General features: G+C 43.8%; 1 protein-coding gene. It reads left to right on the plus strand.

Annotated features, from left to right (window positions below):
* Positions 1 to 238: 238 nt before the first annotated feature.
* Positions 239 to 17,026, plus strand: coding sequence for a right-handed parallel beta-helix repeat-containing protein (locus WCM76_13020; protein MEI6766548.1), 16,788 nt, complete (start codon positions 239 to 241; stop codon positions 17,024 to 17,026).
* Positions 17,027 to 17,200: the final 174 nt, after the last annotated feature.

The following is a 17,200-nucleotide window of genomic DNA, read 5'->3' on the forward strand; positions in this document are numbered from 1 at the left end:
GTTTCAGTATGAATATTTTGCGTGTCTGTCTTAGATATAGACAATGTGAAAAATAGACATATTGCAGAAAATCATTTGGTGGAACACAAATACTTCAATATATTTGTAGTACTCTTAAAATCTTACATTAAATACAGACTTATACTTGCTTTAAAACATTATAGTACAGACGATTAATATCAAATTTTATTACAAAATAATTATTAAAAAATCCAATAATAATCTAATAATTTGTTTTATGAGAAAATTATTACTCCTCATTGCGGCATTCATGCTAAGCGTTAGCGTAAACGGACAAACCGCAGGCAGCTACTCCTTTTCTTACTCAAGTGGTACCTACACTCCTATTACAGGGGGCACCCAATTGGTTGCTTCCGGTCAGGACGAATTAGTATCGGGTTTGACAGCAATCGGTTTTAACTTTGTTTATTGTGGTGTTACATACACGAATTTCAAAGCGAGCTCGAATGGATTTGTATATTTAGGTGGAGCGCAAACAGCCACTTTATCCACCAATGACCTTGCAAGCCAATCGAATTTACTGGTGTTAGCACCTTTTTGGGATGATCTGGCAACAGATGCCACTGGTAATATTTCGTATTACCTTTCAACTGGTTCTCCCCGAGTTCTAACCATAGAATTCAAAAATATTAAATGGTACTACAGCGTATCGAATTTAGTGAATTTTCAGGTAAAATTATATGAAAGCACAAATGTCGTAGAGTTCGTATACGGGTCTATGGCTAATGCACCCGGAGGTTCAGCAAGCGCGTCTATTGGGATTACTGATGCGGTGGGTGGAACAAATCATTTTGTAAGCGTCACACCTGCAACAACGCCTACTTCCTCCACAACTGTGGCATTTAATTCAATAGTTTCGTCACATATCGCATATCTTCCAAGTGGGATGACTTACACATTTACCCCTCCGGTCTCTCTTTGCGGAACAAAAACTATCAAATCCACCGGCGGTGATTACGCCAATTTTACTGCTGCGATAAATGATCTTAATTTGAAAGGTGTGTGCAGCACGGGTGTTACCTTCCTCGTAGATCCCGGTTTCACAGTAACTGAAATCTGCCCTGCAATTACAACATCGGGTACTGCAACCGGTCCCATTATTTTCAAGAAGAACGGTTCGGGTATTAACCCAAAGATAACTGCAGTGAATCCCGGTGTAGGTTCAACAGATGCGATTGTGACAATTAAAGGCGCAGACTATATCACATTTGATGGCATTGACCTTGCAGAAAATGCTTTGAATACAACCGCTACGACCGAGATGGAGTTCGGATACTATATAATTAATGCATCGGCTACTGACGGAGCGCAATACAATACTATTAAGAATTGTACGATTACATTATCCAGAGTAAATACCAGTGCAACCGTTGGACCCATTTGCCAGAATGTGGCCACAACACCTACGGCAAGTACAGGAGCAAATTCATACAACAAATACTTGAATTTTGTGATTGGCAAATCGCCTCAGGGTATTACACTGATTGGTAATTCATCCTTTCCGGATGATGGTTGTGAAGTGGGTGCGTTAGCCGGAAAATCCTATATTGGTATTGGAACTACTGACAGTATTGCTAACACAGCCTCCTATGATGCATGGGGAATAAAGGCAACCAGCGAGAAGAATTTTAAAATCTACAATACTGAGGTTAGAAATGTATCAAGTAAGGGTACTACTAACAATGTGGATGGTATATATATCAGTAATTCCGGCTCGGGAACCACTTCTGTCGGAACCATTGAAATTTATAATAACATTATTCATGACCTGACAAATTTTTCCGCTACCAGCGGTTCTGCTCACAGAGTAGCAGGTATGAGGGTTAATCTCACAGGAGCCACCGGCAGCATTTCTAAAGTCTACAACAATTTTATTTATAATATTAACAATACTTCTCTTTATGCAACCGGAAGGCAGATTATTGGTATTTACATTCAGGACGGAGGCAATGGAAGTAATGCAGAACATAACATCGCCTATAATACTGTTTCAATAGCGCCATCAAACCTTACTCCAAATAGCTCATGTTTTGAGATAGGAACAAGTTCAGGTCCGGTAATGAAGGTTCAGAACAACATCTTCTCAAACACAACGGCCGCTTCTACAGGGAAGCACTACTGCTGGGTCACAACTTCAACAACACTAATTGGCGCAACGGGTTCAATTTCTAATTATAATGATTTATGGGTAAGTGGCACTAATGGTTTTATTGGACTGGCGAGCTCAACGGATAAGGCATCGCTTGCAAACTGGCAGGGTTTGACTTCTGCACCTGATGCAGCTTCAAAAAACGTGGATCCAACCTTTATTAGTGCTACTGACCTGCATATCCAAACCAGTAATGCCACAATTAATGGATCAGCAACGCCGCTTACAGCCATCACTACTAAAGATATTGACGGCGACACCCGCAACGCTGCCACCCCCGATATTGGAGCCGATGAATATTTCCTTAACGGAACAGATCTGGCTATAACAGCTATTGACCGCGTTATTTGCTCAGGTTCCGTGCCTGTGCTCGCAACCATTTCCAACGGAGGAAATACAACGATAACGGCAGCAACAATAAACTGGACCGTAATGCCGGGCGGTGTACAAACACCCTATAACTGGTCGGGCACCCTTGCCCCCGGAAGCAGCGTGCAGGTCAGCCTAGGAAATTTCAATTTTTTAGCGGCCACATCCTACTCGATTACGGCTACTATTGCCAGTGTGACTCCTTCGCCGGATATCTATGCCGCTAATGATACTAAAACTGAAAGTGCAATTTTTGCAAGGCTCAGTGGTACTTATACTGTTGGTACAGGCGGTAGCTACACAACTATCGGAGCTGTTGCCACGGCGCTTAATACCTATGGCGTTTGCGGTCCGGTATCATTCATGATAACGACCACTTATAGCGGAGGAGAGACCTTCCCTGTTACATTTAACGCTATCACAGGATCTTCATCAATCAATACGGTCACAATTAAACCTGTTGCCGGGGCTTCACCAAGCATCTCCGGTTCTTATGGTGGTGCACTCATTGACCTTAATGGAGCTCAGAACATAATCATTGACGGTTCTAATGCTGTAGGCGGGACCACAAAAGACCTCACAATATCCAACACAAGTACTTCAGGATACGCTGTTAAGTTTACCAACAATGGTTCATCAGACATGGTGAAGAACTGTTTGCTGAAAGGTGCAAATACAACATACGGACCGGTATATTTTTCAAGTACTACCACTACCGGTAACAATAACGATACTATCCGGAACTGCGATATTACATATGCCGGATCAGGTTATCCATACACTGGTGTGTATTTTTCCGGCTCATCGGTAAGCCCTGGCGTTAACAATACTGTTGAAGACTGCAACATTACAAATTTTTCGTATTCGGGTGTGCTCATTGGTGGTTACTATACCAGAACAACGATACGCAGATGTAGTATCTATGAGATCAATGCACAGACATCGACAACTCTCATTGGTATCAGTGCGGCCGGCTCATTGTCGGGTGCACGCAATGAGATCAGCCGCAATAAAATATACAACATTAATACTACCGGATCCACACCGAGTGTCTATGCGATCTACTTCCCCACAGCCAGTACCGATACGCTCAATATCATCAATAACTTTATTAGTCTGGACGCCGTTACTACAACAACCGGTGCTACATTGAGAGGTATATTTAACAACTCGAACTCTTCTGCCAGAATGAATGTGATATATAACTCCATCTATATTGGTGGTACCGGCAGCTCTTCGACTTCTTCATGTTTTTATCTTGGCGGCAGTTTCCCTTCTTTTGTTCGCAATAATATCTTTTACAATGCGCGTGTACCAAGCAGTGGCAGAAGTTATTGTATTTATGTTGGTAGTGGCACGCTCAGCTCTCTTACTTCAAATTACAACGACCTGATTGCTACTGACCCCATTAGTGGAACGGTTGGGTATAATGGCTCCGCCTATGTTGTTGATCTTGTCTCATGGCAGGGTTCGGGAACAGCCAAGGATACCAACTCTGTTTCTGTGAACCCAAGCTTTACTGATGTTACTACAGCAAACCTTCATGCATCTGCCGGAGGTTTATATAGAAAAGCTTACTGGTATCCAACATATTCAAGCATAGATTATGACGGGGCAGCTCGTCCTGTAAATCCCACACAGCCTTGTATCGGTGCGGATGAGTTTGTTCCCGCAAATGATGATGCAGGTATCACAGCTATCAATCGCAGTTACTGTGCAGGCTCTCAGAGTGTGAGTGTTTCACTTAAAAACTTTGGAATATCAAATCTTAATAGTGTCAAGATTGACTGGTCGGTAAATGGGATTCCACAGACGCCCCAGAATACCTGGAGCGGACCAGCCCTTACGCCGGGTTCTACTACAAGTGTTACACTAACTCCGAATTTCAATTTTGTAAGAGGCACAAATTATTCAATCACCGCCACTACCAGCCTTCCTAACGGCAATACAGATGCAAATTCATCAAACGATTCTAAAACCGAGGCCGGAATCAGATCTCAATTATCCGGCACATACGCTGTTGGACCGGGCGGCGATTTCACTACCCTGCGAGCGGCCTGTGATTCTCTGAACCTGAATGGTGTGTGCGGACCCGTAAGTTTTATTCTCAACAGCAGCTATGCTGGCTCCTCAGAAACATATCCGATTACAATTAATCAGGCTGCCGGAATGTCGGCTGTGAATACGCTCACTATTAAACCGGGAACAGGTGTTACGGCATCGCTCAGCGGAAGCTATGCGGGAGCCCTGATAAAGCTGAATGGCGCCGATTATGTGACCATTGATGGTTCAAACGCGGTTGGCGGAAGCACACGTGATCTTACCATTTCGAATACAAGCGTGGCGACCGGTACAGCGGCAGTGTGGATGTCGAGCCTTGGAACAGCCGCAGGCGCAACGTATAATACCATAAAGAACTGTAATATTTCCGCAGGAACGATGGGTACTTCAAGTGTTCTGACCTATGGCGTGATATTATGCGGTTCAGCTATAACAACACCGACAAACGGTGATGATAATGATTATAATACAATTCAGAATAACATCATTGCGAATGCATATTACGGTATTTACGCGGGAGCTACTTCAGCTTCTGGAGCTGATAACAGACTCCGGATTTTGAATAATACCATAGGAAGCGCCACTACGACAGCTTCTATCGGATTCACCGGAGTGTACCTTTCCTATGTCGATGGCGGAAGCCTTTCCGGTAATACAATTCTCAATGTACTTTATCCGTCAAATACGTGCTACGGTATAAATCTTAATACCGGGGTGATCAATTATTTTGTGGCAGCCAATAAAATTCACGATGTCATGTATACCGGAACTGGAGGCTATGGTGGTCGCGGTATATATCTGAACAGTGGCAATGCCACCAGTAATGACACCATCGTGAATAATATGATTTATACTATTGGTGGAGATGGATTTACCGGTTTCAGCAGTTCTTCTCCCGTTGGTATTTATCTTGACGGCTCTTCCGGTGCGATTAAGGTATGGTACAATTCGGTTTATATGAGTGGAACGCTGACGACTAATAGCGTTACTCTTACAGCGGCGATGCTTGTTTACAGCAGTAGTTTGACTGCGCTGGATATTAAAAATAATGTATTCAGGAATTCAATGAACAATGGTGCGAATGCCGGTGCAAAGAATTATGCTATATATTCAAGTGCTGCGAAGACTGCCTTTACAACAATTAATAACAATGACTATTATGTAAGCGGAACTCAGGGTATTTTAGGATATCTGGCCGGTGATATTACTACCATCGCGGCATGGAGAACAGCAACGAGTCAGGATGTAGCTTCAGCCAACTCCGATCCACAGTTTGTTTCCACAACTGATTTGCACGCCTCTGCCTATGCACTCAACGGTGGCGCAATTCCTATAACCGGAATTACTACCGACATTGAAGGCGATTTGCGTAATGTAACCTTGCCCGACATTGGTGCAGATGAATTCACTCCACCCAACGATGATGCCGGAATAACAGCAATTGGTACTACCTATTGTGTCGGAAGCCAGACCGTGACTGCTACCATGATGAATTTTGGTCTGGTTGACCTTTCCAATGATTCCATTTACTGGTCAGTAAATAGTGTGAATCAGCCTGCCATTAAATGGACAGGAACAGTTGCACCGGGCTCGACAACCAGCGTTAACCTGGGCACCTACAACTTCAGCTTTGGCGCAACCTACAGCGTTACGGCCTATACACGCAAACCCAATGGAAACACAGATGCTAACCCTGCAAACGATTCCAAAACGCAGGCCGGTATCAAACCTTCACTTTCCGGAACTCTGACAGTTGGAACCGGCGGTAGTTTTAAAACATTGTATGCTGCCGATTCAACGTTGAAATTAGTTGGCTTATGTGGTCCGCTGACTCTGCAAATGTTGTCAACTTATCCGGGCGGGACAGAAGTATTGCCACTTACATTCAACAGCATTGCAGGCGTATCAGCAACGAATACAATAACAATTAAACCTGCACCTGGAGCAAGTCCGACCATATCAAGCACTACAGCAGCAAAAGTTTTCAATTTTAACGCTTCTCAGTATATTATTATTGACGGTTCTAATACTACCGGTGGAACGACAAAGAATCTTACGATTTCAAATTCCTATTCTTCCGGTACCGCAATCACATTTACAAATGGCAGTTCCAACAACATAATAAAAAATACCGTGATCAAAGGAGCCGGCAGTGGAAGTTCCTACCCTGTTATTAACCTTTCGACCAGTACAACCGTTGGCAATTCGAATGATACGATTCGCAATTGTGATGTTACATCGGTTGGAACATCAATGTACAATGGTATTTCGCTTAATGGAAGCAGCGGCTATGTTGGGATAAATAACTGTGTAGAGGGTTGCAATATTTTCAACTTCTCCAACTACGGCATTTATCTGTTCAATTATTATAATTATACTACCATAAGAGGAAATATTATTTATGAGGTTAACACGATGACGGGGTCATTGTATGGTATCTTCCTGAATTACGCAGGTACAGTTACAAATATTAGCGGTAATAAAATTTATGACCTCAAATCTTCAGGGTCTTCTCCTACTATCAGTGCAATATATTGTAATTGGGGCAATTCAGGGGACATTCTGAATGTGGATAATAATTTTATATCACTCGAGACTTCAAGTGCCAATGCCAGCGCCACTGTTACAGGTATGCACTATTATCCGTCAAATGCCGGGACGTTTAATTTTTTCTATAATTCTGTTTACATTGGTGGAAATGTCCCCGCCGGTACAACCTCATCATCTTGTTTCAAATTGATGGGAACCTATCCATCTGTAGTTAGAAATAACATTCTTTTCAACGCCCGGACAAGCGCAGGAAAGAATTACTGCTTCTTTGTTAACTCCACATCTTACATGGCTTATTTAAAGTCTAACTATAATGATATTTTAGTAACAGGAACCGGTGGAACTATCGGTTATGACGGAACTACCAATTATACCGATACAACGGCATGGAAGGCTGCGAATAAAGATACAGCCTCTGTTTCCATTAATCCTTCGTTCTCAAATGTTGCACTCTGTGATCTTCATGCATCGAGTGCAGGCATCTGGAAAAAAGGCACCTGGCTTGCTGTTACTAAAGATTATGATGGTCAGGCGAGACCGACAAATCCAACACGTCCGTGCATCGGCGCTGATGAGTTTACACCGACAGGTGATGATGCAGGTATTCTTGCAATCAATAGAATCTATTGTTCAGGCAGCCAGACCGTGACTGCGACCATGGCAAATTATGGACTGAGCACTCTTGTATCCGACTCCGTTTACTGGTCGGTAAATAACCATGTGCAACCACCCATCCAATGGACCGGAAGCATTTCGGTCGGAGCATCATTGTCTGTTCCACTGGGCAATTACACCTTCGCCACTGATACTGCATACACTATTACTGTCTATACGCGTAATCCAAATGGAAATGCTGATGGTAATCCTGCCAATGATTCCAGAACTGAATCGGCCATTTACACCCAGATGACCGGGAATTTTAATATTGGAGCCACGGGCGGAAATTACACTACCATTGGTGCAGCCTTAGCTGATTTGAATACGCGAGGTATGTGCGGTGCTGTCAACTTCGTTCTGAACAATACTTACAACAGCACATCGGAAACCTTCCCTATAGTGATAAACCAGATATCAGGCATTTCGGCACTCAACACCCTAACCATTAAGCCGGGTACCGGTGTCACTGCTTCTATCAGCGGTTCTTATGCCGGCGGACTGATTAAGCTTGTCGGAGCTGACTATGTCACCATAGATGGTTCGAACAACGGCACCTCCTCACGTAACCTTACCATAACAAACACCCATACTGTTAACAGCATTGCAGCAATCAATATCCAGAGTCTGGGAACCGGTGCCGGTGCTACGCACAATACAATCAAGAATTGTAATATCTCAACAGGCACAACCGGTTCCAGTTCTGTTTATACCTATGGCATCTATTTGGGTGGTAATGGTATCGGTTCTTCCGGCGACGATAATGATTATAATACCATTCAGGGTAACAGGATAAGTAAAGCTTATTACGGTGTTTATGCCAATGCATCGTCGACAGGTACAAACACCAACCTTAATATTCTGAATAATGCCATTGGCAGTGCCACTTCAGGAAATTACATCGGCTTTGCAGGCATCTATGAGTATTACGCGGATGGGGGCATAATCAGCGGAGACACCATCTATAATATTACGAACACAACCGGTACACCCAAAGGAATCATCCTGAGTACAGGTGCTGTTAGCACTGCTGTGTCTAAAAACTACATCCATGATATTTATGGAACAAGCAGTTCGGGATATGGAGGATTTGGTATTTATGTTGCCAGCGGAAGTCTGACGAGCAATATAACAATCAGCAATAATATGATTGCCGCAATAGGTGGTACTGGTTTCAGTACGTTTGGTGGTTCGTCACCAGTGGGTATATACCTTGACGGTAGTTCAGCCGCATTGGGAGGCGTGAACGTCTGGTACAACTCTGTTTCAATGACAGGTACGCTGACCTATAGCTCATCAGCAACATTAACCGCCGCCATGCTGGTTGATGGCGCTTCAAATTCGACCATCGACCTGAGGAATAATATTTTCACGAATTCTATGGTCAATAGCAGTCAGTCAAGTTCAAAGAACTATGCTATTTATTCGGTTTCCCCGAAAACTGCTTTCACGAATATCAACTACAATGATTATTATGTAAGCGGTACACAGGGTGTGCTGGGTTACCTTGGCGGTGACCAGACAACAATTGCAGCCTGGAAACTTGCCACATCAAGCGATCTGAATTCTATAAACAATGATCCGCAATTCACTTCCACTACCGACCTTCACGCATCTGCCTTTGCGTTGAATGGAGGAGCAAACGTTATCGGCACTATTACAACTGACTATGACGGGGACCTCAGAAACCTGACCACACCTGATATTGGTGCAGACGAATTCACACCACCAAATGATGATGCCGGAATTACAGCTATTAACCGTGCATATTGTTCCGGCTCGCAGCCAGTAAATGTTACGCTCAAGAACTTTGGAATGTTAACACTTACTTCTGCAAAAATTAACTGGACAGTTAACGGATCAGCACAAACACAGTATAGCTGGAGTGGAACATTGCCTTCAGGAACTTCTGTTGTTGTTCCGATAGGCAGCTATACATTTGCTTCAGGTCTGAATTACAACATCAAAGCATTTACAACACTGCCAAATGGTACAACGGATGCTAATCCCATCAATGATTCACTTACCGAAAAGAATATTAAAACAACAATGGGCGGGACCTATTCAATCGGAACCGGAGGTGACTTCACATCACTCAGAACTGCATGCGATTCACTTAATGCACGGGGAGTCTGCGGTCCGGTGATTTTGGAGCTGAATGCCGCCTACCTTTCATCTGCAGAGACTTTCCCCATCACTATCAATCAGGCTCCGGGAATGTCGGCGGTCAATACCTTAACCATCAGGCCTGCAAGCGGTGTTACTGCGAGCATTTCAGGGACCTACTCCACGGCTCACCTAATCAAGATTAATGGGGGTGCCTATGTAACTATTGATGGCTCAAATAATGGCACTAACAGCCGGAACCTTACCATCAGCAACACGAGTACTACCTCCAGCACCGGAGCAATCTGGGTTTACAGTGCGGGCACAGGTGCCGGCAGTAAATTTATTACCATTAAAAACTGTAACCTCAAGGCCGGTTCTAACGCCAATACAACATATGTTGTGTTTGTCGGAAGTACACTTGGTTCAACAGGTGCGGATAATGACAACCTGACTATACAGAATAACGTAATCAGCAAAGGTTATTATGGTATCTGGTGCGGTGCGCCCTCATCAGGAGTAAATGATAACCTGACCATCAGCGGTAACATCATTGGCTCTGCCACCGCTGCTGATTATATTACCAACAGAGGCATCTATATTGCGGGTGCCAATGCCATGAACATCAGCGGTAATGAGATCTACAACATGATTACTTCTGCGGTCAGCAACAATATTGCAGGTATTGAGATTATGGATTATGTTACAAACGGAGTAATATCCAAAAATAAAATTCATGATATCAAGAATAACAGCAGTTCAGGATATGGGGCTTATGGAATTAATGTTGGGGCAACAACGGGCACTTCGGGTGTTCAGATGGACAACAACATGATTTACCAGATACTCACTACCAACAACTACGCTTCAAGCACAACGTGGAATCCGTTTGGTATCCGTCTGACCGGAGGAACAGGATATAAACTTTATTACAATTCCGTCAATCTTTCCGGATCTCAATACGCTCTGGGCAGTTCGGGTACTCTGTCAGCAGCACTGCTAATCACGTCATCGACCATTACCGGAAACGATATCCGTGATAATATTTTTGCAAATGGAATTATCGGATTGTCGGGTTCTAAATCATACGCCATTTACTGTCCATCGGGAACCACCTTCTCAAAGATTAACTACAATGATTATTATGGAAACGGTACTTATGGCGTTCTTGGGTATCTTGGTGCAGATAAAACGACGCTTAACGATTGGCAGACGGCAACCACAAAGGATTCTGTTTCAAAGGCTATTGACCCAGTATTCTATTCATCAACCGATCTTCACGTTTTATCTTTAGGTTTGGATGGTGCCGGGACTCCGATACCTGGAATCACTACTGATATTGAAGGCGACCTTCGAAATGTCTCTATCCCTGATATCGGGGCTGATGAGTTTACATTCCCGCAGTATGATGCCGGTATAACGGCCATTAACCGCAACTATTGCAGCGGCAGCCAGAATGTGACCGTAACGATTAAAAATTTCGGAATTGCCAACCTTACCAGCGCTACTATAAACTGGAGTGTGAACAGCGTACCTCAAACTCCGTTAAACTGGAGTGGAACCACGCTCACCACAGGTCAATCGGCCCAGGTGGTTGTTGGAACATTCAGTTTTATCAATGGTATTTCCGATACAATTAAGGCAACGAGCAGTCTGCCGAGCGGTCAACCCGACGGATTTACAACCAACGATTCGTGGACTGAATCTAACATACAGGCCTCTTATGCAGGACTTCTCACTGTTGGGCAAGGCGGTTTGTTCCCGACGCTCCGGGTTGCTGACTCCACTTTACAACTTTATGGTATTTGCGGACCTGTAAAACTGGAATTACAAAGCATTTATCCGGCGACAGGCAGAACCGAAAAATTCCCGATTACACTGAGTGGTATTGCAGGTGTTTCATCTACCAACACCATTACAATTAAGCCTGCTTCAGGGGCGTCACCGTTAATCAGCGGAAGCAGCTCCGGTCAATTGATCGATTTCAGCGGCACCAAATATGTGATTATCGACGGATCGAATGCGACCGGTGGAACAACGAAAGACCTGACAATCTCGAATACGAATACTTCTGGCAGGGCCTTGCGGTTTATAGGTGACGGCAGCTATAATATGGTAAAGAATACGGTACTTAAGGGAGTCGCTTCCAGCACGTCTGTCGTAATTTTTTCAGAGAATAGCAACGGTGCAGCTAACTATGATACCTTACGAAATTGCGATATTACATCAGGGGCAAGTCTTACCTCAAAAGGGATATATTTTAGCGGTGCTTCGGCATTCGTTGGCATAAATAATACCATTGAAGATTGTAATATCTACAACTTCTCAAGCATCGGAATTGATTTGGGAAATTACTATTCAAAGACTACTATCCGACGCAATTTTATTTATCAAACAACAGCTCAGGCTTCGTCATCTCTCTATGGCATCAATGTTGGAAATTCAATTTCGGGTGCCCGTTATGAGATCAGCCGGAATAAAATCTACAACCTGTCTTCCTCTACGTCAGCGGCATCCATCAGGGGAATTTATTTCTCCTCCTCATCCTCTGACACCCTGAATGTGACCAACAACTTCATTGATCTTGACGGAGCTTCAACTTCACCAAGTGCGTCTTTGTATGGGATGTATAATTCGGCAAGCTCCTCATCAAAGCTGAATTTCATTTATAATTCAGTATATCTTGGGGGCAGCAGTTCAGGCACCACATCGTGTTTCTACCTGAGTGGGTATAGCAACTCTTTTGTAAGAAACAATGTTTTATTCAATGCACGCACAGCATCAAGCGGTAAGAGTTTATGCTTCCAGCTTTCATCAAGCAGTTATATGAGCAACCTTACATCAAACTATAACAATCTTCTGGCTACTGATCCGATATCGGGGTGTATTGGCTATAATACTTCAGTATATTTCGTTGACACTACCGCATGGAAAGGACAGGGTAAAGATTCGCTATCAACGTCTGTCAACCCTATATTTACGAATGTCAGTTTGGGCGATCTTCACTCCAATGCCTTCGGTTTATGGAAAAAAGGCAACTGGTATGCTGCCTATACAACAGATTATGACGGCCAGACACGACCGGTCAGTCCTACGCGTCCTTGTATCGGCGCTGATGAATTCATGCCGCCGCAAAATGACGCCGGAATAAGTGCTATCAGCCGATCATACTGCACAGGTGCGCAACCGGTGCAGGTGATGTTGTATAATTATGGTTTGCAAACACTCACCAGCGCTGTCATTAACTGGAATGTAACACCGGGAGGTGCTCAGCCGACCTATAACTGGTCCGGTACATTGGCTACAGGAGCATCTGTACAGGTAAATGTCGGCAGTATTAATTTCTCGTCCGGAATTCCATATTCAATTACGGCCGTGACTTCGCTTCCAAATGGTGTTACAGACCAGAATACATTCAATGATTCAAAAACGGAGAACAACGTTTATACATCGTTTTCAGGAGTCATCACTATTGGGCCAACAGGTACCTTCCCGACACTCAAAATGGCAGCAGATACACTTAAAAAATATGGAGTATGTGGAGCCACTACACTGTCTATTCAGTCAACCTATACCAGCGAGTCGACGTTCCCAATCACTTTCAACGCCATTCCCGGAGCCTCGGCATTCAATTATATTACCATAAAACCGGCTACAGGTGCGACACCAACAATTACCGGGTCTAACAGCACAGCACTAATCGACCTCAATGGCATCAATTATCTTACTATTGACGGTTCAAATACGGTTGGAGGTACATCGCGCGATTTGACTATCAGCAATACCACTACAACCAGTCCCGGTGCGGGGATTCGAATCATCAATGACGCATCGAACGACTTTGTAAAAAACACCTTAATAAAAGCTTCCGGATCAACCAGCTATGGTGTATATTTCTCAACGGCCGGCGTAAGCGGGAACAGCAATAATACTGTTTACAACTGCGCAATTACTTCCAGTTCAACTACCTATACCGGGTACGGCGTATATATGTATGGCAGCAGTGGCATTAACAGCGCCAATAATAAAATTGAGAAATGTGCTATATACGATTTTGCACAGTACGGTATAGATGTGGAATACTACTATCCCGGTACTATTATAACCGGAAATCAGGTTTACGAAGTGGCAACGATGACAACAACCAGCCTCTACGGAATTTATTTGAACTATGGTACGACAACCACCACCATTACCAACAACAAAGTATTCGATTTAAAATCGACCGGCAGTAACGTATATGGGCTGGATTATTTCGGAGGCGGTGCCGGTGAAGTTGCTACATTTTCAAATAATTTTGTCAGTATTTCGAATTCCACGGGCGCTGCAAATGTTTATGGATTCTATGCATGGCCAAATAACGGTACAGTTACTAATTTTTTCAATAATTCAATTTATATTGCAGGTACAGCCAATGGCACCGGCACATCAAATTGCGTATACCAGTATGCTGATTATACTGCAAATTATAAGAATAACATTCTGGTAAATGCCCGTTCAAATTCGGGAGCCGGTAAAAACTACAGTATCAATATCCGCTCAACTTATGCGAATCTGACATCTGATTTCAACGATCTGCTTGCCAGCGGAACGGGTGGAGCGGTAGGATATAATGGTGTTGCCCTGACTTCGTTGGCGAACTGGCAAAGTGCAATGTCAAAGGATGCTTCTTCAGTAAGTGTCAATCCGAACTTCACGAACACTGCGATTTGCGATTTGCATGTTTGTGCTTCTCAGTTATTCCAGACTGGAACAACAATCAGCGGGATTACAACGGATATTGATAACGATCCAAGAAACAGCCCTCCATGTATCGGTGCTGATGAATTCACCGGTTCAGTTGTTCCGACGAGTATAACCGCAACGGCTAACCCCATTTGCCCGGGTTCGTCAACGACACTAGGTATAAGCGGCGGCAGTCTCGGACAAGGGGCAACATGGAAGTGGTACACGGCAAGCTGTGGTGGTACGGCGGCAGGCAGCGGCACAAGTATTACAGTTTCACCTTCAACGGCAACAAGCTATTTTGTAAGATCTGAAGGCTGTTCAGGAAATACACTTTGTGCTACGCTGAATGTAACTATTAAAACACTTTCGGTAATTGCGACTTCTGCTACGGCAACACCTGCAACTATTTGTTCAGGCGACTCCACTTTATTAGCATTAACGGGAGGTTCAACGGGCACAGGTGCAAACTGGAATTGGTATTCGGGTAGTTGTGGCGGTACATTGGTAGGCACAGGTGCTTCGATTAAAGTCGCACCCACAACGGCCACAACTTACTATGTAAGAGCTGAAGGCGACTGCAATACTACCTTATGTGTTTCAACTCCGGTTGCCGTTAATATCTGCGGCGAATCATGGACAGGTGCAGTTGGCACATCCTGGGGCGATCCCGGAAACTGGTCGATGAGTGCTGTCCCGACTGCAGCAACAGATGTTATTATCCCTAACCTGACCAATAAACCGGTAATTACCGGTGCAGCCGTTTGTAAAAATCTGACTATTAACAGCGGCGCTACAGTTACGATTAACCCGGGTTATTCACTTACTGCCAACGGACCTACCTTCCTGAACGGTGCTCAATGCTTAATCCTGAAAGCCAGCACTACAGGTACAGGTTCATTCATTGACAACGGAACAATCAGTGGTTCAGGAACAGCTAAAATTGAACGTTACGTTACAGCGAATGACTGGCATTACATTTCAAGCCCGATAGGTACTGCCACAGCAGCTCTCTTCAATGGTAGTTATCTTAAAAAGTGGCTTGAGGCAACGTATGCATGGCTGAATATTACCAGCCCGTCAACAGCACTTACGGTGACAACAGGTTATACGCTTAAAACCCTGACCAATAAAACAATTGCATTTATTGGAAAACCCAACACCGGCACCTACGTTATTCCTGTGACCAGAAACACTACGCAGGTTACATCAAAACGCGGCTGGAATCTGGTAGGCAATCCATATCCGAGTACGATTAACTGGGATGCGCCGGGCATGATAAAGAACCATGTTGACAACGCGATTTATATCTACAACCAGACGTATGCAAACTACGCAACCTACGTTAACGGTTTTGGAGTAAACGGCGGCTCGGGCTTTATCACGCCCGAACAAGGATTCTTTGTAACCTGTGCGAACCCATTCACTACCGGCACGCTGACGATGAGTAATTCGGTACGTACCCATAAGGATACCACCTTCTTTAAAAGCAATCCGGTCGACTATATTCGTCTAAAAGTTCATGAAGGAACCTTTACAGATGAAATAATTGTTCGTTACGCTGCCACTGCAACAGATTTATTTGACAGTGACTACGATGGTATAAAAATTATTGGCGGTGGCACACAATTATGGTCAAGCACTGCCGCCGATACTTCACTCAGCTATTCCATCAACGCATTGAACAGCATTCAGGCAACTCCTGATGTTCCCTTGTCGTTCAGAGCGGGTTCCGCCGGTACATTTACCATTACGGCTCAGGATTTCAACAGCTTTGATCCGTCGGTAAGTATTGTTCTGGAAGACTTGAAGACGAACACATCAACAGACATCAGGGAAAACAGCCTTTACCAGTTCACTGCCGATCCGTCTGACGACCTGAATCGCTTTATTCTGCATTTCAATAAATGCATGAATGCCCCTGCCACACCGGCTGTAATTCAGTCAGGCAGCGATTTGATTTCGGATGCAACTGCCGGAAATCAATGGTACGAGCAATCGGGTATTATTGCAGGCGCGACCAACCAGGTATTCACACCAACGCATAATGGCACTTATTATGTAGTTGTAAACAATCAGGGTTGTACTTCTGCACCTTCAAACCAAATACAATTTAGTGTAACCGGAATCAATGAAAATCCGTTAGCACTTCATATAGAACTGACACCAAATCCGAACAACGGAAATTTCAGAATCTCATCAAGCGTTTCTGTTGATTGTGAAGTGACAGTAGAAATCTATAGTGTACTCGGTGAAAAGGTGCTCAGTGAAAAACTTGCAGGACTTTCATCCCGACAGTTTAATCTGGAAGGACTCGGCAACGGTATTTATTATCTGAAAGTGAAGACTGCATCTGAGCAATCAGTTATTAAGTTCATCGTGAATAAATAATGCGATATTGGATTTGACAATATATTATAAATCAATAGATACTGCCGGTTTTACAGTATAATTGCAAGACCGGCAGTATTTAAAAAAAAATGTTAAAAAAAATAATAAATTGAATTTTGTTATTCACTGTTGTCCGGTAAAAGTTTGAAAGAAGCCGAAGCATAAGCCCGGCTT

The organism is Bacteroidota bacterium, from assembly GCA_037133915.1.
In the GTDB taxonomy this organism is placed as follows: domain Bacteria; phylum Bacteroidota; class Bacteroidia; order Bacteroidales; family CAIWKO01; genus JBAXND01.

Bases quoted from the DNA above. Each gene is read 5' to 3' on its own strand.
- WCM76_13020 (MEI6766548.1), top strand. From the start codon at position 239: ATGAGAAAATTATTACTCCTCATTGCGGCATTCATGCTAAGCGTTAGC.